At 75.5% G+C, this 20,399-nt stretch carries 23 protein-coding genes; 12 read left to right on the plus strand and 11 right to left on the minus strand.

Features of this window, described 5'->3' with window-relative positions; all coding sequences use genetic code 11:
- Window positions 1-56: 56 nt before the first annotated feature.
- Window positions 57-896 (minus strand): aldo/keto reductase, encoded by an 840-nt coding sequence (locus tag ACFWDO_RS12030; protein WP_380320210.1) that lies wholly within the window; start codon window positions 894-896, stop codon window positions 57-59.
- Between the two features lie 56 nt (window positions 897-952).
- Window positions 953-1,600 (minus strand): cation transporter, encoded by a 648-nt coding sequence (locus ACFWDO_RS12035; RefSeq protein ID WP_380320214.1) that lies wholly within the window; start codon window positions 1,598-1,600, stop codon window positions 953-955.
- A gap of 75 nt (window positions 1,601-1,675) precedes the next feature.
- On the opposite strand from ACFWDO_RS12035, the gene ACFWDO_RS12040 reads away from it, so the two are divergent.
- Window positions 1,676-1,918, plus strand: a complete 243-nt coding sequence (locus ACFWDO_RS12040) for a hypothetical protein (protein ID WP_380320217.1) — start codon at window positions 1,676-1,678, stop codon at window positions 1,916-1,918.
- Between the two features lie 86 nt (window positions 1,919-2,004).
- Entirely contained in the window at window positions 2,005-2,226 is a 222-nt protein-coding gene (locus ACFWDO_RS12045) for a hypothetical protein (protein ID WP_380320220.1), read from the plus strand.
- A 22-nt stretch (window positions 2,227-2,248) separates the two neighbouring features.
- Here ACFWDO_RS12045 and ACFWDO_RS12050 read toward each other — a convergent pair whose 3' ends face one another.
- Window positions 2,249-2,869, minus strand: coding sequence for a TetR/AcrR family transcriptional regulator (locus ACFWDO_RS12050; protein ID WP_380320222.1), 621 nt, complete (start codon window positions 2,867-2,869; stop codon window positions 2,249-2,251).
- Between the two features lie 102 nt (window positions 2,870-2,971).
- Between ACFWDO_RS12050 and ACFWDO_RS12055 the strand changes: the two genes are divergently transcribed.
- From ACFWDO_RS12055 to ACFWDO_RS12075, 5 genes are all read left to right on the plus strand, one after another.
- A complete protein-coding gene (locus ACFWDO_RS12055) occupies window positions 2,972-4,168 on the plus strand; it encodes an FAD-dependent monooxygenase (protein ID WP_380320224.1) in 1,197 nt (398 codons plus the stop codon).
- A gap of 34 nt (window positions 4,169-4,202) precedes the next feature.
- Window positions 4,203-6,140 (plus strand): NHL domain-containing thioredoxin family protein, encoded by a 1,938-nt coding sequence (locus tag ACFWDO_RS12060; protein WP_380320227.1) that lies wholly within the window; start codon window positions 4,203-4,205, stop codon window positions 6,138-6,140.
- 47 nt (window positions 6,141-6,187) lie between these two features.
- Window positions 6,188-6,583, plus strand: coding sequence for a DUF5655 domain-containing protein (locus ACFWDO_RS12065; protein WP_380320230.1), 396 nt, complete (start codon window positions 6,188-6,190; stop codon window positions 6,581-6,583).
- A gap of 138 nt (window positions 6,584-6,721) precedes the next feature.
- On the plus strand, window positions 6,722-7,288 hold the full coding sequence (locus ACFWDO_RS12070) for a calcium-binding protein (RefSeq protein ID WP_380320233.1): 567 nt from the start codon (window positions 6,722-6,724) through the stop codon (window positions 7,286-7,288).
- Between the two features lie 72 nt (window positions 7,289-7,360).
- Entirely contained in the window at window positions 7,361-8,218 is an 858-nt protein-coding gene (locus tag ACFWDO_RS12075; RefSeq protein WP_380320236.1) for a carbohydrate kinase family protein, read from the plus strand.
- Window positions 8,219-8,224: 6 nt separating this feature from the next.
- On the opposite strand, the gene ACFWDO_RS12080 is transcribed toward ACFWDO_RS12075, so the two are convergent.
- The gene (locus tag ACFWDO_RS12080) at window positions 8,225-8,908 is read right to left on the minus strand and encodes a response regulator (RefSeq protein WP_380320239.1); all 684 of its coding nucleotides are present in this window, start codon (window positions 8,906-8,908) and stop codon (window positions 8,225-8,227) included.
- The gene (locus ACFWDO_RS12085) at window positions 8,905-10,239 is read right to left on the minus strand and encodes a sensor histidine kinase (RefSeq protein WP_380320242.1); all 1,335 of its coding nucleotides are present in this window, start codon (window positions 10,237-10,239) and stop codon (window positions 8,905-8,907) included. The genes ACFWDO_RS12080 and ACFWDO_RS12085 overlap by 4 nt, the downstream gene beginning before the upstream one ends.
- A gap of 149 nt (window positions 10,240-10,388) precedes the next feature.
- Between ACFWDO_RS12085 and ACFWDO_RS12090 the strand changes: the two genes are divergently transcribed.
- Window positions 10,389-11,234, plus strand: coding sequence for a GAP family protein (locus ACFWDO_RS12090; protein WP_380320245.1), 846 nt, complete (start codon window positions 10,389-10,391; stop codon window positions 11,232-11,234).
- 29 nt (window positions 11,235-11,263) lie between these two features.
- Here ACFWDO_RS12090 and ACFWDO_RS12095 read toward each other — a convergent pair whose 3' ends face one another.
- Both ACFWDO_RS12095 and ACFWDO_RS12100 read right to left on the minus strand, forming a co-directional pair.
- Window positions 11,264-12,256 (minus strand): phosphotransferase family protein, encoded by a 993-nt coding sequence (locus tag ACFWDO_RS12095; protein WP_380320248.1) that lies wholly within the window; start codon window positions 12,254-12,256, stop codon window positions 11,264-11,266.
- A 21-nt stretch (window positions 12,257-12,277) separates the two neighbouring features.
- The gene (locus ACFWDO_RS12100) at window positions 12,278-12,922 is read right to left on the minus strand and encodes an HAD family hydrolase (protein ID WP_380320251.1); all 645 of its coding nucleotides are present in this window, start codon (window positions 12,920-12,922) and stop codon (window positions 12,278-12,280) included.
- A gap of 99 nt (window positions 12,923-13,021) precedes the next feature.
- Between ACFWDO_RS12100 and ACFWDO_RS12105 the strand changes: the two genes are divergently transcribed.
- On the plus strand, window positions 13,022-13,906 hold the full coding sequence (locus ACFWDO_RS12105; RefSeq protein WP_380320254.1) for a sugar phosphate isomerase/epimerase family protein: 885 nt from the start codon (window positions 13,022-13,024) through the stop codon (window positions 13,904-13,906).
- Window positions 13,907-13,916: 10 nt separating this feature from the next.
- Here the strand turns inward: ACFWDO_RS12105 and ACFWDO_RS12110 are convergent, their stop codons facing one another.
- Window positions 13,917-14,519 carry a TetR/AcrR family transcriptional regulator gene (locus ACFWDO_RS12110; RefSeq protein ID WP_380320256.1) on the minus strand — a complete coding sequence of 201 codons (603 nt, stop codon included), beginning with the start codon at window positions 14,517-14,519 and terminating at the stop codon, window positions 13,917-13,919.
- 52 nt (window positions 14,520-14,571) lie between these two features.
- Between ACFWDO_RS12110 and ACFWDO_RS12115 the strand changes: the two genes are divergently transcribed.
- Together ACFWDO_RS12115 and ACFWDO_RS12120 are read left to right on the plus strand one after the other, a co-directional pair.
- Window positions 14,572-15,138, plus strand: a complete 567-nt coding sequence (locus tag ACFWDO_RS12115) for a DinB family protein (protein WP_380320259.1) — start codon at window positions 14,572-14,574, stop codon at window positions 15,136-15,138.
- A gap of 810 nt (window positions 15,139-15,948) precedes the next feature.
- Window positions 15,949-16,986 (plus strand): pirin family protein, encoded by a 1,038-nt coding sequence (locus tag ACFWDO_RS12120; protein ID WP_380320262.1) that lies wholly within the window; start codon window positions 15,949-15,951, stop codon window positions 16,984-16,986.
- A 42-nt stretch (window positions 16,987-17,028) separates the two neighbouring features.
- On the opposite strand, the gene ACFWDO_RS12125 is transcribed toward ACFWDO_RS12120, so the two are convergent.
- Window positions 17,029-18,441, minus strand: a complete 1,413-nt coding sequence (locus tag ACFWDO_RS12125) for a hypothetical protein (RefSeq protein WP_380320265.1) — start codon at window positions 18,439-18,441, stop codon at window positions 17,029-17,031.
- 164 nt (window positions 18,442-18,605) lie between these two features.
- A complete protein-coding gene (locus tag ACFWDO_RS12130) occupies window positions 18,606-19,076 on the minus strand; it encodes a nitroreductase family deazaflavin-dependent oxidoreductase (RefSeq protein ID WP_380320268.1) in 471 nt (156 codons plus the stop codon).
- Window positions 19,077-19,180: 104 nt separating this feature from the next.
- Between ACFWDO_RS12130 and ACFWDO_RS12135 the strand changes: the two genes are divergently transcribed.
- Window positions 19,181-19,918, plus strand: coding sequence for a class I SAM-dependent methyltransferase (locus tag ACFWDO_RS12135; protein ID WP_380320271.1), 738 nt, complete (start codon window positions 19,181-19,183; stop codon window positions 19,916-19,918).
- Here ACFWDO_RS12135 and ACFWDO_RS12140 read toward each other — a convergent pair.
- Window positions 19,880-20,383, minus strand: coding sequence for a GtrA family protein (locus ACFWDO_RS12140; protein ID WP_380320274.1), 504 nt, complete (start codon window positions 20,381-20,383; stop codon window positions 19,880-19,882). The two genes, ACFWDO_RS12135 and ACFWDO_RS12140, sit on opposite strands and share 39 nt — an antisense overlap.
- Window positions 20,384-20,399: the final 16 nt, after the last annotated feature.

Genomic DNA, 20,399 nt, shown 5'->3' on the forward strand with positions numbered 1-20,399 from the left:
ATCGTGGCCCCGTTTCGCTGAGAAACGGGGCCACGATCGCACCCACAACGCTTTCCTCAGCGGCCGGTGTCGTTCATCTGGTCCGGGTGGGAGCCGATGCGCTCGTCGCGGTCGAGCCCGGTGATGGCGGCCATGTCCTCGCCGGACAGCTCGAAGTCGAAGATCTCCAGGTTCTCGCGGATGCGCGACGGCGTGGCCGACTTGGGGAACACGACGTCGCCGCGCTGCACGTGCCAACGCAGCACCACCTGGGCCGGCGTGCGCTCGTGCTCGGCGGCGATGCGGGCGAGGGTCGGGTCGTCCAGCACGCGGCCGCGGCCCAGCGGGGACCACGCCTCGGTGACGATGCCGTGCTCGGCGTCGAAGGCGCGCACGTCCTCGTTGCCGAACCACGGGTGGATCTCCACCTGGTTCACGGCGGGCACCACGGTGCCCTCCTCGAGGACGCGGCGCAGGTGGTGCGGCTGGAAGTTCGACGTGCCGATGGCGCGCGCGCGGCCCGAGCGGTAGAGCTCCTCGAGCGCCCCCCACGCCTCGACGAACCGGCCGACGGCGGGCAGCGGCCAGTGGATGAGGAACAGGTCCACGTGGTCGAGGCCGAGCTCCTCCAGGGAGCGGTCGAAAGCCTCCAGGGCGGCGTCGTGCTCGTGGAACGCGTTGTTCAGCTTCGTGGTGATGAAGAGCTCGTCGCGCGGCAGGCCGGCCGCGGCGACGGCCTCGCCGACGCCGCGCTCGTTGCGGTACATCTGCGCGGTGTCGATGTGCCGGTAGCCCGCCTCGAGGGCGGTCAGCACCAGCTCGCGCGTCTGCGCCGGCGGGACCTTGAAGACGCCGTAGCCGAGCTGCGGGATCGACGTGCCGTTGTTCAGGGGCAGGGACGGGATCTCGATGCTCATGTCACCCATCCTGTCGCGCCCCGGACGGTGTCGCACCGAGGCGGCGTCCGCGCAGGTCAGGGCGCGCCGTCGCCCTGCGGTGTGCAGCAGCCGTCGCCGCGCCAGGCCTCGACGCCCTCCTTCACGGCGAACCCGGCGATGACCAGGGCGGCGAGGGGGTCGGCCCACGACCAGCCGAGGGCGGCGTTGAGGACGAGTCCCAGCAGCAGCACGGCGGACAGGTAGGTGCAGATCAGGGTCTGCTTCGAGTCCGCGACCGCCGACGCCGAGCCCAGCTCGCGGCCGGTGCGGCGCTCGAACCAGGAGAGGAAGGGCATCACGGCGACGCTGACCGCCGCGAGGACGACGCCAACAGGGGAGTGGTCGGGCTCGGCAGCGCCGAGCAGGGTGTGGGCGGCGTCGACCGTGACGAACAGCGCCAGCCCGAAGAAGGACACCGCGATGAGGCGCAGGGCGGCGCGCTCGCGGCGGTGCGGGTCGGGGGCGGCGAACTGCCACGCCACCGCGGCGGCGGACAGCACCTCGACCACGGAGTCGAGGCCGAACCCGACGAGGGCGGCCGACGATGCGGCCCGCCCGGCGGCGATCGCCACCGCTGCCTCGACGACGTTGTACGCGATCGTCGCGGCGACGATCCAGCGCACCCGCAGCTCGAGCCGGGCGCGGCGCTCGGGAGGGAGCGGGCGGAGCGGCACGGTTGTCACGCGCTCGACGGTACACGGAACCCTGTACCGTCGGCCAGGGGCGTGGATGGTTCGCGGGGCGGGCATGCTGGACCCATGAAGAGTCTTCCCCTGGGCCCCACGGTGATCGACGACGACCGCGACGTGCGGTTCGTCGCGGGCTCGACCCAGTTCGCCATCCGCCTCAAGGACGGCCACCTGCATGTGCGCGCCATCGACGACGGCGAGGGCGAGGCGCAGATCTCGGTGTCCCCGACGTCGCGGAGCACCCTCGACCTGCGCGTCCAGCACCGGTCGCCGCAGGGGCCCGTGGACGTCGCGGGCCCGACCGTGCGGTAGCCGCGGCCCGCGGGGGCGCAGGTCACGGCCTCCGGGCTGTGGTCCCGTCGGCGGGTGGCGCACAATGGAGGGGTCGGAGGTGTTCCATGGTCACGATCGACGAGGCGCGCGCCGCCAAGCCCGCCCTGCGCGAGGCGCTCGAGAGTGTCGAGGGGGTGTGCGGCGTCGGGCTCGCCCGACGCGGTGACGAGGCGGACTGGGTGCTCCAGGTGAACGTCGTCTCCCTCAGCGCGCGCAAGGACGTGCCGCCCCAGGTGGACGGCGTCCCCGTCCAGGTCACGGTCGTGGGCGCGGTCACCGCGCTCTGACGGGCCGCCCCCGGGCCTTCGTTCAGGAGGTCAGCGAGACGAGCGCCGCGGCCTGCGCCAGCAGGTCGTCCGCGGCGAGGGCGTCGGCCGGGTCGAGCAGCAGGTGCGAGACGGCGCCGAGGAGCAGCATCTGCAGCAGCGTGCCGTGCTCGGCGGGGAGTCCGAAGAGGTCGGCGAGCTCCGCGCGCGCCTGCGCGTTGGCGTCGGCCAGGGAGGCCGCCCGCTCCGGGTCGCGCGACGCGTCCGCGAGGAGCTCGAGCTGCACCGCCCACAACGACCGGTCCTGCGCCGCCGACGCGATGACGCGCCCCCACACTGCCCGGAACCGCTCGGCCGGGGACGTCCCCAGGTCCTCGGTGCCGATGGCCTCCAGCGCGTCGCCCCAGTCGCGCAGCGCCTCGACGAGCGCCGCGTCGAGCAGCGCCTCCTTGCTCCCGAAGTGGTAGCCGATCGCGGCCAGGCTGACGCCCGCCCCGGTGGCGATGTCGCGCGCGGTGGTGCGCGCGTACCCGCGGTCGCGGAGGCAGTCGCGCGCGGAGGCGAGGAGTGCCGCCCGGTTCCCGGCTGCCTTGGTGCGGGTGGCCTGGGTGGGCTTCGGTGTGCCGGCCGGCGGGGTGGTGCGGCGCGTGCTCGAAGACGTCATGCCTCGATGCTAACTCAAACGTCTGATACGAACGTCTTGCACAAACGTCCAAACCGTGGCTAGGGTGGTGCGCGTCACGTTCCCTCGGCAGGAGGTCCTCCCATGAACCGCACGATCCTCGTCTCCGGCGGCGGCGTCGCCGGTCTCGCGCTCGCCCACCGTCTGGCCGCGGGCGGCGACACGGTCACCGTCGTCGAGCGGGCGCCCGAGCCCCGCGCCGGCGGCTACAAGGTGGACGTGCGCGGCGCCGCGCTCGAGGTCCTGGACCGCATGGGCCTCCTGGAGGAGGCCCGCACCCTGCGCACCGAGGTCCGCGCCGGCACCGTCGTCGACGCCCGCGGGCGCCGGGCCGCGAGCATGGACGGCGACACCTTCGGTGGCCGGGTGCACGAGGACGTCGAGCTGCTGCGCGGCGACCTGCACCGCCTGCTGCGCGAGGGCGCCGCCGGCGCCGAGCACGTCTACGGCGACGCGATCGCGACGCTCGAGGACACGGGCGACGGCGTGGACGTCGTCTTCACCTCCGGGCGCACGGGCCGCTACGACCTCGTCGTCGGCGCGGACGGGCTCCGGTCCGCCACCCGCAACCTCGCCTTCGGCCCGGACGAGCGGTACCTCGTCGACCTCGGGTACTACGTCGCCGTCGCGACCGTCCCCAACCGCCTCGGCCTCGACCGCGAGGAGGTCACCTACGTGGGCCCCGGCCGCACCGCGCTGATGTACGCCACGGCGCGCGAGGAGGGTGCCCGCGCGATGTTCCTGTGGTCCTCCGGGCCGCTGGGGGAGCAGGGCCTCGACCGCGCCGACCGCGAGCGCCTCCTCGCCGAGGCCTATGCCGCCGAGGGGTGGGAGGTGCCGGCGATGCTCGCCGACGTCCCTGCCTCGCCCGACCTGCTGTTCGACTCCCTCAGCCAGGTGCGCATGGACCGCTGGTCCACGGGGCGCGTCGTGCTGCTGGGCGACGCCGCGCACTGCGCGTCCCCGGCGTCCGGGCAGGGCACGAGCATGGCGCTCGTGGGGGCGTACGTGCTGGCCGCGTCGCTCGCCGCGCACGACGACCATGCCGCCGCCTTCGCCGACTACGAGGCCACCATGCGCCCGTTCGTGGACGCGAACCAGGCCCTCGGGCCGGCCAACATCAAGCGGATGGTCGTCGGCACGAAGGGCCAGGTCCGTGCCTCCCTCACCATGCTGCGCGTGATGGACAAGCTGCCCGGCAAGGAGCGCATGCTCGCCGCGATGACGGCGCCCATCCACAAGGCGGCCCACGCCGTCGCGCTGCCCGAGCTGGTGCGCTGACGAGGGCCGGCCGGGGCCGGTGGAGAATGCTCGGGTGAGCTCCTCCTCCCGCCTGCCCCGCGTCCGCGCCTCCGAGCTGGTCGGCCGCGGCTGGCTCAACACCGGCGGCCGCGACGTCGCCCTCGCGGACCTGCGCGGCAAGGTCGTGATCCTCGACTTCTGGACCTTCTGCTGCATCAACTGCCTGCACGTGCTGGACGAGCTGCGCGAGCTGGAGGAGCGGCACCGCGACGAGCTGGTGATCGTGGGCGTGCACTCGCCCAAGTTCGCGCACGAGGCGGACCCGGTGGCGCTGGCTGCCGCGGTCGAGCGGTACGAGGTGCACCACCCGGTGCTCGACGACCCGGAGCTGGTCACGTGGGGCGCGTACACGGCGCGCGCGTGGCCCACGCTGGTCGTCGTCGACCCCGAGGGGTACGTCGTGGCGCAGATGGCGGGGGAGGGTCACGCGTCGGCGATCGAGGCGATCGTCGAGGAGCTGGTCGCCGAGCACGACGCGAAGGGCACCCTGTACCGCGGCGACGGGCCGTACGTGTCGCCGGTGCCGGCGTCGGGCACGCTGCGCTTCCCCGCGAAGGCGGTCGCCCTGCCGTCCGGGAATCTGCTCGTGGCGGACGCCGGCCACCACGCGCTGGCGGAGCTCGCGCCCGACGGCGAGACCCTGGTGCGGCGCGTCGGCTCCGGCGAGCGCGGGCTGGTCGACGGCGGGTCCGACGAGGCGCGGTTCAGCGGGCCGAACGGTCTCTGCCTGGTGCCGGACGAGCTGCGGCCCGCGCTCGGGTACGACGTCCTCGTCGCGGACACCGTCAACCACGCGCTGCGCGGGGTGGACCTGACGACCGGCCGCGTGATCACCGTCGCGGGCACCGGTGAGCAGTTCATGGTGGGCGGGCAGGAGAACGTCGTCGGGCCGGCGGGGCCGTTCGACGCGGCCGCGCCCCATCCGGCGAAGGCGGTCAACCTCAGCTCGCCGTGGGACGTCGCGTGGTCGCCCCGGCTCGGGGTGTTCGTGGTCGCGATGGCCGGCCACCACACGCTGTGGGCGTTCGAGCCGCTGGAGGGCACCGTCCGGCTGCTCGCGGGGACGATGAACGAGGGGCTCGAGGACGGCCCGGGCGACCTGGCGTGGTTCGCGCAGCCCTCCGGGCTGGCGGCGGCGACCGGCCCGCACGCCGGCGACGCCCTGTGGCTGGCCGACGCCGAGACGTCCGCGTTGCGGCGGGTCGTGCCGGCCGACGACGGGTCGGTGACGGTCACGACCGCAGTCGGGCAGGGACTGTTCGACTTCGGCCACCGGGACGGCGAGGCGGCCGAGGCGCTGCTGCAGCACCCGCTGGGCGTGGCGGCCCTGCCGGACGGCAGCGTCGTCGTCGCGGACACGTACAACGGCGCGCTGCGGCGGTACGACGCGGCCTCGGACGTGGTGACGACGCTCGCCACGGGCCTGGCGGAGCCCAGCGACGTGCTGGTCGAGGTCGCCGACGACGGCGTACGCCTGCTGGTCGTGGAGTCCGCGGCGCACCGCCTCACGCGGGTGGCGCTGCCGGCGGACGTCGCGGGGGAGGTGCTCGACGGCGGGGCGCAGCGCATGGCGCGCCCGGCGACCGAGGTCACGGCCGGCGAGCTGCGCCTGGAGGTGCCGTTCGTGCCCGCGCCCGGGCAGAAGCTCGACGACCGGTGGGGCCCGTCCACGGAGCTGCGGGTCAGCGCCACGCCGCCGGAGCTGCTGCTCGACGGCGCGGGCGACGGCACCGACCTCGACCGCGTGCTCGTGGTGAACCCCGACGTGCCCGAGGGTGTGCTGCACGTGACGGCGAAGGCGGCGTCGTGCGACGTCGTGCCGCTCGGCCCGGACGGCGAGCCCGACCCGGACGTCTTCCCGGCCTGCCACCTGGCGCAGCAGGACTGGGGCGTGCCGGTGCGCGTCACCGCCGACGGCGACGCGACGCTCCTCCTGCCGCTGCGGGGCTGACCTGCCGGAGCGGCGCCTGTCGGGGGCTCGCCGTAGCGTCGCCAGGCATGACACCCATCACCGAGGACGACGCGCAGGCCCCGTGGACCGTCGAGCGGCACCTGGAGGGCAGGCCCGAGTCGACGCTGGAGCTCTACCAGGCGGTCATGGAGCGGGCCGAGGCGATCGGCCCGTTCACGCTCTCGGTCTCGAAGTCGGCGATCACGCTCAAGGGCACCCGCCGCGGGTTCGCAGGCCTCGTGCCGCGCCCCGACATGCTGCGCGGGTACCTGGACCTGCAGCGCGTGGTCGAGGACCCGCGCATCACCAGCTCCACGCCCTACACCAAGCGCCTGTTCGTGCACTACTTCCACCTCACAGACCTCGACCAGCTCGACGACGTCTTCGACGGGTGGTTGCGCGAGGCGTACGCGGTCGGCGCGGGAGAGCACGTCGGGCTCTGACGGCGGGTCTTCCGTGACACCGGGCCCTCCCTGACACCGGACCCTGGATGAGAAGGGCCTCATCCGGAGCCCATGAACGACTCATGGCCGCGGGGGACCGTCGTCGTGTCCGCACCGGAACGACATGGAGGTTCTCCGATGAGCACGCACACGGCACACCCCACCCCCGCGCGACGTCTGGCGGCGCTGTCGCTCGCCACCCTGACCGCGGCGGGACTGTCCACCGCGGCCCTCGCGTCCTCCGCGCAGGCGGCGACGCCCACCTGCGCGGGCCTGCGCGCCACGATCGTGGGCACCGACCGGGCCGACGACATCGAGGGCACCGCGGGACGTGACGTCATCGTCGCGCGCGGCGGCGCCGACGAGATCGACGGCCGCGGCGGCGACGACGTCATCTGCGCGGGCAGCGGCAACGACGAGGTCGAGGGCGGGCGCGGCGCCGACCGCATCTACGCCGGCTCGGGTCACGACGAGGTCGACGGCGACAGCGGCGCCGACCGGATCGCCGGGTCCACCGGCAACGACCACCTCGAGGGCGGCAGCGGCAACGACCGTCTCTGGGGCGGGTCCGGGCACGACCTCCTCGAGGGCGAGCGCGGGAGCGACCGCCTCAGCGGCGGCCCGAGCACCGACATGGTGCGCCAGGGCAGCGCCTCCGACCGCGACGAGGACCGGTGGGAGGCCCGGTACGGCGTCGACGACTGAGACTCGCACCGGCACGGCCAGGGTCGCGGCGCCGCGCACGCGGTGCCGCGACCTCGGCCGTAGGGTTCCGGCGTGACCACTCCCCACGTCCTCGTCGCCGGCCCCGCGTCCTGGAACCGCATCGTCCACCTGGACGCGCTGCCCGACCCCACGCCGCACACCGTCTTCGCGCGCGGCGCCTACGACACGGTGGGCGGCACGTCCGCCGGCAAGGCCCTCAACCTCGCGAGCCTGGGGCGGGACGTCGCGCTGCGCACCGTCCTCGGCGACGACGACGAGGGCGCCCGCGTGCGCGCCGTGCTCGAGGACGCGGGTGTCCGCCTCCTGGTCGAGCCCGCCCCGGACGGGCGCACGGAGAGCCACCTCAACCTCATGGACCCCGCCGGCGGCCGCCTGTCGGTGTACCTGCGCGCGCCCGGCGACGTCCCGCCCGGCGGGCCCGCCTGGGACGAGGCGCTCGCGGCCGTGGACGGCGCGGCCGCCGTCGTCGTGGACCTCGCCGCACACTCGCTGCCCGTGCTCGCCGCGGCGACCGAGCGCGGCCGCGACGTGTGGGTCGACCTGCACGACTACGACGGCAACGCCGCGTTCCACCGCCCGTGGGCGGACGCGGGCACGCACGTGTTCCTCAGCTCCGACCGCCTGCCCGACCACCGGGCCTTCATGGCCGGGCGCCTCGCCGCCGGGGCGCGGCTCGTCGTGTGCACGCACGGCGCGCGCGGCGCCACGGCGCTCACGGCGGACGGCTTCCTCGACGTCCCCGCCGAGCGGGTGGACGACGTCGTGGACACCAACGGCGCGGGCGACGGGTTCTTCGCGGGGTTCCTCGACGCGCACCTGCGCGGCGCGGACGTCGCCGAGGCGCTGGCCGCGGCCGCCGCGCACGCCGCGCGGGTGGTGCGCAGCCCGGACCTCGCGCCCGTCGGCTGACGAGGCTCAGGCGAGCCCGGCGTCCCGCGCGACGATCGCCGCCTGCATCCGCGAGACGACGCCCAGCTTGGCCAGCACCCGCGACACGTGCGTCTTGGCGGTGGCCTCGGTGATGACGAGCTCGTCGGCGATGCCCTGGTTGGACAGCCCGCGCCCCAGCGCGCCGAGCACGTCCACCTCTCGCGGCGTGAGGTCCGCCAGCCGCGGGTCGGGGCGGCCGGGTTCCTCCGCCGCGGGCGCGGGGGACGGCGCGCCGGTGAGCTGCGCAAGCACCCGCCGCGTCACCTCGGGCGCGAGCACGCCGTCCCCGGCGGCGACGCGCCGCACGGCGTCCACGAGGGCGGCGGGCTCCGCCGTCTTGAGGAGGAACCCGGCGGCACCCGCCCGCAGGGCGCCGTCCACGTACTCGTCCAGGTCGAAGGTGGTGAGCACGAGGACGTCGGACAGACCCTCGGCGACGATCGCCCGGGTGGCGGCGATGCCGTCCGTCCCCGGCATGCGCAGGTCCATGAGCACGACGTCGGGGCGCAGCGCGCGGGCGTTCGTCACGGCAGCCGTGCCGTCGGCAGCCTCGCCCACCACCTCCAGGCCGTCGGCGGCGTCCAGCAGCAGGCGCAGGCCCGCGCGGATGGCGGCATGGTCGTCGGCGAGCAGCACGCGGATCGCGCCCGGGGCCGGTGGCGTCGTCATCGGGCCCCGCCCCCGTCCCCCGCGCCGGACGGGACGCGGGCCCGCACCACCCAGCCGCCGCCGGCGGTCGGCGCCGCCTCGAAGGAGCCGCCCAGGGCCTCGGCGCGCTCGCGCATCGTGAGCATCCCCGTGCCCGCGCTGAGGGGGGCCGCCACCGCGGCTGCGCCGCCCACACCCCCCACACCGCCGGGGCGGCCGGCGGGCGGCGCGGCGTTCGAGACCTCGAGCGTGACGGCGTCGCCGGGCGGCTCGCAGGACAGGCGCACGGCGACGGCGGCCCCGGGCGCGTGCTTGCGGGCGTTGGTCAGCGCCTCCTGCGCGATCCGGTAGAGCGCGTGCCCGACGGCGGCGGGGCGGTCCGCGTCCGCGAGCCCGTCCGGGTCGTCCACGGTCACGACGGTGCCGTCCGCGCGGGCGGCGGCGAGCAGCTCGTCCAGCCGGTCGAGCCGGCCGGGGGCGGCGAGCGGGTCGCGGGGGGCGTCGGCGCGCAGCAGCTCGATCATCGACCGCATCTCGGTGAGCGACTCCACCGCGCTGGCCCGCACCTGCTCGAGGGCGCCGCGGTCCCGGTCGGTGTCCGGCGGGGCGCTGAGCGCCGCGCCCGAGTGGATCGCGATGGTCGACAGGTGCGACGCGATGACGTCGTGCAGGTCGCGCGCCATGGCGGCGCGCTCCGCGCGGACGGCCTCGTGCCGGTCGAGCTCGCCGATGCGCGCGAGGTCGGCCGCGCGCACGCGCTCCAGCTCCGCGGTCCGCCGCGCCTCGTCCGCGCGGGACCGTTCCACGGCGGCCAGCTCGGACTTCTGCCGCACGTTGTCCGCCCACCACATGGGCACCAGCAGGATCGCGCTCAGGTTCAGGCCTATGCCGACGAAGGCGCGCGCGTCACGGGTCGCCTCGCCCGCGGCGACCGCCCCCGCGACGGTCACGACGGCAGCCGTTCCCCACAGCCAGCGGCGCGCCGTCGGGCCCGACCACATCGCTGCCGCGAACAGCAGGTCCCACAGCACGAGCAGGATCGCGAGGCTGCCGCCCCACGCCAGGTCGACCGCCGTGACGACGAGGCCGCCGGCGAGCGCCAGCATCGGGTGGTGACGCTTGGCGAGCGTGAGGGCGCACCCGGCGGCGAGGAGCGCGACCCGCCACCACGGCTCCGCCGTCGTCGCGCCGAGGGGGCCGCCCCGGAACAGGTCGACGAGCCCCACCTCGAGCAGGAGCCAGCCCACGGCGAACAGCGTCAGCGCGGTGGCGACGTCGCCACGCCGGTCGTCGCCGCCCCACACCCGCACGACCCTGCCCACGAGGGTCGGTGCGGGGCGGTCGGACGTCACGGCCCCATCCCAGCACAGGGAGCCGCACGAGGAATCGCCCGAACGGTGTATCCGCCGCGCCGGACGCGCCGCCGGCGCCCCGCGTGGCGGCCACAGGATCACTCGTTCGGCCGACGACCGCGGCCCGCCCCGCTCGCCAGGATCCAGGTATGGACCTTCCCCTCGACCTCGGCGGCCTCGATCTCGGCGGCGCGGGCGCCGGGCTCGCCGCGATGGCCGGCGTGCTCGTCGTCCTGGCGCTGATCGACTCGACCAGCTTCGGCACCCTGCTCATCCCCGTGTGGCTGCTGATGTCGCCCGGCCGCCCGCAACCGGCGCGCCTGCTCGCGTACCTCGGCACGGTGGCGGCCTTCTACCTCGCCGTGGGGATCGCGGTGATGCTCGGCGCGGGCGCCGTGCTCGACCGGTACGGCGCCGCGCTCGAGTCCCGGCCGGCGATGATCCTGCAGCTCCTCCTCGGCATCGCCCTGTTCGTGCTGAGCTTCCGCTTCGACGGCAAGAAGGCCGCCGCCCGCGCCGAGCGCGAGGGCGCGAAGCCGGGCCGGCTCGCGCGCTGGCGCGCCCGCGCGATGGGCATCGAGGCGGGCGCCGAGGCGGACGTCGTCCCGGGCATGCTCCCGACGGCGACCGTCGCGCGCCCGCAGGCGTCGTTGCTGCCCCTGCTGGGCCTCGCCCTCGGGGCCGTGGCGCTCGAGGTCGGCACGATGCTGCCGTACCTGGCGGCGATCGGCCTCATCACGACGTCGGGCCTGACGACGACGGCGAGCGTCGGCGTCCTGGCCGCCTACTGCGTGGTCATGGTGCTCCCGGCGCTGCTGCTGCTCGGCGGCCGCCTGCTGGCGCGGCGCGTCGTCGATCCCCTCCTGGCCCGGCTGGAGAAGTGGCTGTCCAAGAACGCCGCGGAGATGACCGGCTGGGTGCTGGGCGTCCTCGGCGTGCTGCTCGCGCTCAACGCCATCGGGTCGCTCGGCTGGACCGGCGTGCGGATCCAGTGACTCAGATCCAGTGACTCAGATCCAGTGACTCAGCCGCCGAGCTCGTCGAGCACCGTGCGCAGGTTGGCGCGCGCGGTGCGCTCGTGCCCGGCCACCCAGTCGCCGGTGTACGCGCGCGGCAGCAGCTCCACCACCAGCAGGCAGGCGAAGTACGCCCGGTACAGGCGCAGCCGGGTCCAGGCGTCGGGGTCGCCCGCGCCGGGCGTGCCGTCGCCGACACCCAGGTCGCCGCCCGCGTCGCGGTAGCCGGCGAGGAGGTCCGGGTCCACGGCGCCGACGCCGAGCTGGTCCGCCCCGACGAGCTCGAACACCGGGTCGCCCCACAGCGCGCGCTCGCCGTCGAGGACGCCCACGACCGTGCGCTCGGCCGGGTCGAGCAGCACGTTGCCCGCCCACAGGTCCGCGTGCACCAGGCGAGGCGTGACGACCGTCGCGAGCAGGTCGCGGTGCCGCGCGACGGCGCCGACGATCCGCTCGACGGGCAGGTCGACGCCCCACCGCTCGGCGTCGTCGAGCACCGCGCGGACCATGGCGTCGAACGCCTCGGGCCACGTCGGGGCGGCGAGGCCGGACTCCGGGGCGGGGTAGCCGAACCGGTCGCCCGTGAGGCCGTGCAGCCGCGCCATGAACCCGCCGAGCGAGCGGCGCGCCCGGGCGGCGTCGGCCGCGCCGAGGTCGGTCGCGCCCCACAGGTCGCCGTCGAGGAACGTCGTGACGAGGGCGTCGCCGTCCACGTGCGCGCGGGTCGTGTCCACGTGCAGCGCGCGCGGCACCGGCAGCCCCGCCGCGTGCCCGAGGCGGTCCACCTGCGCCTCCGTGCCGAGCACGCCGTGCTCGTAGCGCAGCAGGCGGGACGTGTCCGCGCCGGTCACCTTGACCACCACCGTGCGGCCGTCGGCGAGGTCGGCGCGGAGCACGCTCGCGAACATGCCGCCGCTCAGCGGGGCGACGGACCGCACCTCGCCGACCGGCGCGACGAGGGCGACGACCTGGTCGTCGGTGACAGCGGTCTTGGTGAGCACGCGCGCGAGCGTAGCGGCCCGTCAGCCCGCGAGGAGGGCGGGCAGCTCGAGCAGCGAGTCGACGACGGTCGCGCGCGCGGCCTCGGGCCGCTCCGCGTGCAGGTACCCCCACGGGCCGCGGCGGATCAGCACCGGCATCATCCCGGCGTCGGCCGCGGGCAGGACGTCGTTGTCGAGGCGGTCGCCGACGTACGCGATCTCGCCGGCCGGCAGCCCGCTGAGCTTCGCGACCCTGGCGAAGAACTCCGGGTCCGGCTTCTGCACGCCCCACTCGTCGGAGGTGCGGATCGCGTCGACAGGCAGGTCCATCGCCTCCAGCGCGGCGCGGGCCTGGGGCGGCTGGTTCCCGGCGACGACGACGGCGAGGCCGGCGGCGCGCAGCGCGGCGAGCGCCTCGCGGACGTCCGGGTAGAGGTCGTCGGCGTCGAAGTTCTCCCGCAGCCCGTCCGGGTCGTCGAGCGCCCAGCGCGCGATCTCGGCGGGGACGTCGACGTCGGGCCGCACCATCTCGAACGCCCGGCGGTGCGACAGGTCGAGGGCGGCGCAGCCGCCCAGGATCCCGAGGAACGTCAGGGCCGGGACGCCCAGCCGGTCGGCCCACCGGGTCCAGATCCGGGTCTCGTCGATCAGGGTCTCGCCGACGTCGAACACCACCGCGCGCACCATGCCCGCGACCCTATCGGGCGCGTCCCCGGCACCCGGCGCGCTGCCGGAGGACAGCCCGTTGTCAGCGTCCGTCCAGGCGCGGCGGCTATCGTGCGGAGCATGGCTGGTGCCGCCCACGACGTGACCGTTCCCGTGACGCTGTCGACCGCGTCGGTCTATCCGCGCCGCGCGGCGTTCGCGTTCGAGGTCGCGGCCGAGCTCGGCTACGACGGCGTCGAGGTCATGGTCTGGTCGGACCCGGCCACGCAGGACCCGGCGGCGCTGCACCGGCTCTCCGACGAGCACGGCGTGCCGATCCGGTCGGTGCACGCGCCCACGCTGCTGGTCAGCCAGCGCGTGTGGGGCCGGTCCCCGGCGGACAAGCTGCGGCGAGCGGTCGACATGGCGGGCGAGCTGGGCGCGCCGACGGTCGTCGTGCACCCGCCGTTCCGCTGGCAGTACAAGTACGCGAAGCAGTTCCAGGAGCTGGTGCACGAGCTGAACGAGGCCGGCGCGGACCGGGCCGGCGGCGTCACCGTCGCCGTCGAGAACATGTACCCGTGGAAGCCGCGCTCCCGCGGCGACCGCGAGCTGAAGGCCTACCTGCCCGGCTGGGACCCGGCCGACCACGACTACGACGCCGTCACCCTCGACCTCTCGCACGCCGCCATCGCCCACCAGGACGGGCTGTCGCTGGTGCACGGGTTCGGCGACAAGCTGCGGCACGTGCACCTCGCCGACGGGACGGCGTCCGGCCGCGACGAGCACATGGTGCCCGGCCGCGGCGACATGGCCTGCGACAAGGTCCTCGAGGAGCTGGTGCGGCGCGACTACGGCGGCGACGTCGTCGTCGAGATCTCCACGCGCAAGGCGCGCACCGCGAGCGAGCGGCACGCCGACCTCCAGGCGGCGCTGAAGTTCGCGCGGGCGCACCTCGCGCCCGTCCCCGAGCCGTACCAGCCGCCCCCGGCCGAGCACCACCACCTGCCCGCCGACGCCTGGTAGGCGGCGCGACTCAGGCGACGGGGACGGGGGCGCCGACGGCCCGCAGCACGAACGCCTCGGTGGCGCGCACGGCGCGCTCGCGGGCCTCGGGCTCGTCCGGAACGAGCCGGCCGGAGAGGCAGGCGTTGACGAGCTGCACCGTGGGCTCGATGTCCTGCTCGGGGAACTCGCCCTCCGCGATCCCCGCGCGCAGGATGCGCTTGAGGATGGACTCCACGATCTCCGCGTGCTCGCGCAGGCGCGCCTGCGTGGTGCGGGAGAGCACGGTGCGGAGGTCCGGGCCGGGGGCGAGGTGGAAGACGCGGGTGAGCTGGGCCTGCTGGCGGATGTACGTCCGGAGCTGCTCGACGGGGTCGTCCACCTCGGCCAGCGCCCGCTCCAGGGTCTGCGCGTACTGCTCGGTCTCGTGGGTGATGAAGCCCAGCAGCAGCGCTTCCTTGTCGGGGAAGTGGTTGTACACCGCGGTCCGTCCGACGCCGGCGGCCGTCGCGATGTCGGCGAGCGTCACGGAGTCGAACCCGCGCTCCGACATCAGCGTCGACAGCGCGGTGAACAGCTTGTGCCGGGTCATCTGGCGGTGCTCGTGCAGGCTCTTCCCGATGATCTTGGGCATGCTGACATCATAGGCAGCCGTTGTCAGCACCTCGGGACGCTAGGGTGCCGGTGTGACCGAGCCCACCGCGTCGTCCGAGCCCGCCCGCGCCGCCCGCCGGGACGCCATCGTGCCCGACACCAAGGACTGGACCTGGGTGCTGGCGCGCCCGTGCCCCGAGTGCGGGTTCGAGGCCGCCGAGGTCTCGCCGGCCGACGTCGGCCCGGCCGTCCGCGACTCCCTGCCGCGGTGGCGCGCCGCCCTCGAGCGGACCGACGCGGCGACCCGGCCCCGCCCGGACGTGTGGTCGCCGCTCGAGTACGCCGCGCACGTGCGCGACGTGTTCCGCATCTTCGACGAGCGCCTCGCGCTCATGCTGACGCAGGACGACCCCGCGTTCGAGAACTGGGACCAGGACGTCACCGCCGTCGAGAGCGACTACGCCCACCAGGTCCCGGCGGCCGTGGCCGACGAGATCGACGTCGCCGGGCATGTCGTCGCGGCGGCGTTCGACGCCGTCGAGCCGGGCCAGGAGGGGCGCACCGGGCGCCGGTCGAACGGGTCGGTGTTCACGGTGCGCACGCTGGGCCAGTACTTCCTGCATGACGTGGTGCACCACCTGCACGACGTGCGGGCCTGAGGCGTCGTCCACAGGCGCTGTCCACAGGCACCTGTCCACAACCCCGCTGGCGGGCCGTCGACCCGCACCGTGCCCCTCACCTGCGGAGTTCCACGCCGGAACGGTGCGCCGGCTGCCCGCCGGCGGCGCGGGAGGGCGGGGGAGGGCCTCCGGCTTCCGGCCAGGAGCCGCGAGATCCCGCGGTTTCCGGCCCGTCCGGCGCCCGCCGCGAATCGGCGCTTACCACGCCGCCGGCGAGCCGCGAAGTCGGCAGCGCGTGTCGCGCCCGGCGCGTCGTCCACAAATTTCTTCCACAGGGCTGTGGGCGGTGTGGGGATTCCGCCGGTCAGCTTGTGGACAAGCCTGTGGTCGAAGAACCGGCCCAGAAAACCCTCCCGGACCCCTTGCACCGCACCCCCAGCAGGTCTAGAAACGTGCGTACCGGTCTTGCGGAGATCGGGTCGACGCACCTCCCCCTCAGGGCGGTCGCCTGCCCTCTCCACGGGACTCGGTCGACCGGAGAACGACGGGCCGTCCCGTACCGCGGTGCGGGTTGTGGGTGACGACACAGGTGTCCGTACGGGGCCGGAAGACCACCCGCGCCCGGCTGTTCGTGGAGAACGGGTTCCTGAGAGGCGACGACGCACCAGGCCTCGACGGGACGCGACGAGCGGTCGGGGTCGTGCCGTCGCCACGGCACCCCTGGTCCCCGGGACCGTCGATCAGGGGTCCGCGGTCATCTCCGAGGCCCCCCGGCCGCCCCGGGGGGCCTCGGCATCTCCGGGCATCTCCCAGCCCTCTCGGCCGCCGCCCGCGTCCTAGGCTCGGCCCATGAGCAACCTCGAGACCCGCCCCGCGGAACGGACCTGCACCGCCGGCGACCAGCCCGCCGGCGTCGAGCTCCTCACCGCGCGGGAGGTGCCGCTCGGTGGGCCGCGCGCGATGACCGTGCGCCGCACCATCCCGCAGCGGCAGCGCTCGCTGGTGGGCGCCTGGTGCTTCTGCGACCACTACGGCCCGGACGACGTGTCGGCCTCGGCGGGCATGCAGGTGCCGCCGCACCCGCACATCGGGCTGCAGACGGTGTCGTGGCTGTTCGCCGGCGAGATCCTGCACCGCGACTCGGTGGGCTCGCTGCAGGCGGTGCGGCCGGGGGAGCTCAACCTCATGACGGCGGGAGTCGGCATCTCGCACTCCGAGGAGTCCCCCGCCGAGGGTCGTCCGCCCACGCTGCACGGCGTCCAGCTGTGGACGGTGCTGCCGGAGGCGGACCGCGGCGGAGAGCCCCACTTCGAGCACCACGGCGACCTGCCCGTCGCGACCGTCGGCGGCGCGCGCGTGCAGGTGTTCATGGGCGCGCTCGGCGTCGCGGGGGAGCGGCTGGCCTCGCCTGCCCGCACGTACACGCCGCTCGTCGGCGCGCAGCTGGACCTGCCGGCGGGCGCCACGCTCACGCTCGGGACGGACCCGTCGTTCGAGCACGCCCTGCTGGTGGACGCCGGCGACGCCGCCCTCGAGGGCCAGACCGTGCCGCCGGCCGAGCTGGGCTACGTCGCCCCGGGGCGCGACCGGCTCGTCGTGACGGCGGGCGCCACGCCCGTGCGCGCCGTCCTCATCGGGGGCGAGCCGTTCACCGAGGACGTCGTCATGTGGTGGAACTTCGTGGGCCGCACCCACGACGACGTCGCGCGGGCGCGCGCCGACTGGATGGCGCAGATCGCCGACGACGGCGCGGGCACGCCCACCCGGTACGCAGACGGCGCCGCCGGGCGACGCTTCGGGCAGGTGCACGGGTACGCGAGCGGGCCGCTGCGCGCGCCCGCGCTGCCCGACGTGCGGCTGCGCCCGCGCACCCGCCCCTCCTCCTGACCGGCCTCCTGACCGGCCTCCTGACCGCCCTCCCGACCGGCCTCAGGTGCGGGGGAACGTCACCCGCAGCGTCGCGGTCCCGGTCGTCGTGGACCGCACGGTGAGGCGCAGCGCGCCGGAGCGGGTGGTGAACGACGACCCCCGGAGCAGGTACGACTTCCGCGCCGACTCCTTGCCCATCGGCACGATGAGGTGCTCGCCGGGGATCGCCCACGTCGACCCCTTCTTGCCGAACCGGCTCACGGTCACGCCGTAGGACACCGTGTAGTTGCTCGCCGCCCGCCACGGCATCCCGCCGAGGTACGGGTAGCGCGCCCCGGACTTCCGGCGGAGCTCGACGGAGTAGTACTGCCCGGTCTTCGGGTCGACGGCGCGCAGCAGCGTGGGCCGCTTGGTGCTCAGGTGCCGTGCGTCGATGGTCACGGTGCGCGCGCCGCCCTTCTTCGTGACCGTGACGACGTCGGACGCCGACAGCACGCCCAGCCGCTTGGCCTGCGCCCGTGACAGGGGCGCCGTGCCGACGGCGGCGAAGTCGGCGCCCATGAGGTCCATCGGGTCGAGCCCCTCGACCGCGCCGCAGCGCGCCGAGGTGAAGCCGCCGTCGGCGGCGCCCCGGCACCAGCCGACGCCGGAGTGCTCGAGGCCCATGTTGTGGCCCAGCTCGTGCGCGAGGGTCGAGACCGCCGTCGCGTACTGGGCGTGACCGAAGCGGGCGGAGCGCGCCTCGCCGTCGGCCCCGCCGAACAGCGAGAACGACCAGCCGCCCGGGTTGTCGCGGCCCGCGGTGCGCGGCAGGGAGCCGAGGCCCAGCGTGCCGAGGCACGTGTCGCCCTCGCGCGCACCGCCGGGGAAGTCGCCGCGGACGTACGGGAACAGCACCACGAGGTGCTCGCGCCGCCCCGGTCCCCGCGTGCTCGAGTCCCACCACCCGGAGCCGTAGTGCGCGCGGCCGCCCGCCTGCACCTGCTTGATGATGCGGCCGGTCGTCGAGCAGGAGCCGTCGCCGGTCTCGACCCGCTCGATCGCCGAGCTCCGCACGAACCGGATCCGGTCGCCGGACTGCGTCGACCAGTACGTCGAGACCTTCGCCAGCAGCGCGTCCACGTCCTGGTCGCGGATCAGCTGCGCCGCCCGGTCCTTCGTCATCCAGCGCGGCGTGGCGACGGCGACGTCCACCCGGTGCACGCGGCGGTCCGTCTGGGCGCGCACGGTCGAGCGCGCGAGGTCCGGGGAGGCGCCCGTCGCGGCGGACTGCCAGCGCACGGTGTCGTCGACGGCGGCGTCGTCGACCGCTCCGGGGGTGACGACGGGGTCGACGCCGCGGGCCGCGGCGGCGGCCTGGACGCTCGACGGTGCGACGGCGGCCGCGGCGGGCGGCGTGCCCGCGGCGGCGAGCGGCTCCGCGAGCAGTGCCGCGGTGACGAGAGCGGCGACGGTGACCGCGCGAGCCTGCATGATTCCCCCTGGGGCTCCGGCGTGCCGCGGCCGGGCGGCGCGGGCGGTCCCAGAAGCGTAGGCACGGGCCCGCGGCCGTCGCCCGCCCTGCCCGGGGTGACGTGCCTCTCGCGGGGGGTGAAATCGTCGCCCGGGGCGCGGCCGGGGCCGTCGGCCGCCCGGCGTCAGAGCAGCCGGAGCTCGACCACCGGCACCACGCGCAACCAGTCGTCCTCGCCGCGCTCGCGGGCCAGCGGCTCCGCCCACTCCGCGAGCACCGGGCTCAGCTGTGCCCACGGCCCGGGGTGGGCGCCGGTGTACGCGCGCAGGATCGCGGCGCCGTCGTCGGGCGACAGGACCACCGCGCGGGCCCGCACGTCCCTCCGGGCGCCGATCGACACGAGCACCCGGGGGTCGGCCTGCACGTTGCGGAACCACTGGGACCGCGGCCCCAGGCCCGCGACGACGACCGCGCGGTCCGGCGCGGGGCGCGCGACCACCTCGAGCACCACGTACCGTCGCTCGCCGCTGCTGCGGCCGCGGTGCTGCATCATGAGCAGCCGCCCGCCGAAGAGGACGCCGAGCCCCGCCCGGAACATCCCGATCGGGGCGCGGACGAACCAGCGGGTGTGCAGGGCGCGGGAGGCGAGGCTCATGCCCTGGACGGTACCCACGGGCCCCCGGGGACGCCCGCGGGTCGGAGCACCGGGAACGGGGGGTCGCCCGGCCGGTCGCGCGGCACGCGGGTACGTTCGTGCCTGTGAGTCCGTCGGCGAACGGAGGGTCGGCGTCCCTCGACCGCTCCGACTACTGGTGGTACCGCACGCGCGGCCGCCTGCTGCGGACGGTGCTGGGCGGGTACGCCGACGGCTCGGACGACGTCCTGGACGTGGGGAGCGCGGACGGCCCCAGCGTGGCGTGGCTGCGGGGACGGCGCCACCACGTCACCCTCGACATCGACCCGCGGGGCCTCACGCCCGGCTCGGGGGTGTGCGGGTCGGCGACGACGCTCCCGTTCGCGGACGCCGTCTTCGACCTGGTCGGAGCGTTCGACGTCCTCGAGCACTGCGCGGCCGAGGACGTCGTGCTCGCCGAGGTCCGGCGGGTCCTGCGGCCGGGCGGCCACTTCCTCATGACCGTGCCCGCCTACCAGTGGCTCTGGAGCGACTTCGACGTCCAGAACGGGCACGTCCGGCGCTACACGCGGGGGCGGGCGGTGGCGGCGCTCGAGGACAGCGGGTTCGAGGTGCTCCGGGCGACGTACGCGTTCGCCTCGACGTTCCCGGCCTTCGTCGTCGAGCGGCTCGCGCGGCGCGCCCGCGGCCTGGTGCGCCGCGGCGACGGGCGGCCCGCCGACGTGGTCCGGCTCCCGCGGACGTCCCCGGCCGTCGACCGTGTGCTCACGGCGCTCGGGACCGTCGACGACCGGGTGCTCGCGCGCCGCGACCTGCCGTTCGGGTCATCGGTCGTCGTCGCCGCCCGCCGGCCCGTGGCCTGAACCCGGCCCCTGCTCCGGCGGGCGCGCCGTCCCGGCCGGGCGCCGGAACGAGAAGTACAGGTGCGCGAAGTAGCTCGCGACCACCGTCAGGGCCAGCGCCAGCACCTGGGCCGGGAGCACGGGGAGGTGCGCGAGCTCGACGAACGCCGGCAGGAGAGCGGCGTTCAGCGCGAGCGCGCCGAGCTGCACGCTCACGAACCGGGCCAGGTCGAGCCAGACGCCGCCGCGCACCTTGAACACGAAGCGGCGGTGCAGCGTGAAGCCGACCACGATCCCCACGGCGTAGGCCAGCACCAGCGCGCCGAGGTATCCGATCACGTCGCCGAGGGTCCGCTCGAGGACGGCGAACGCCGCCAGGCCGACGAGGGTGTTGATCGCGCCGACGACGAGGTACGCGGACTCCCGGCGGCGCAGCAGGGCCAGGATCCATCCCCGCCGCGGGGGTCCGGTCACGGGCTCGGTCATCGTCGTGGCTCTCGGG

The organism is Isoptericola sp. NPDC060185 (genome assembly GCF_042728595.1).
GTDB lineage: Bacteria > Actinomycetota > Actinomycetes > Actinomycetales > Cellulomonadaceae > Isoptericola.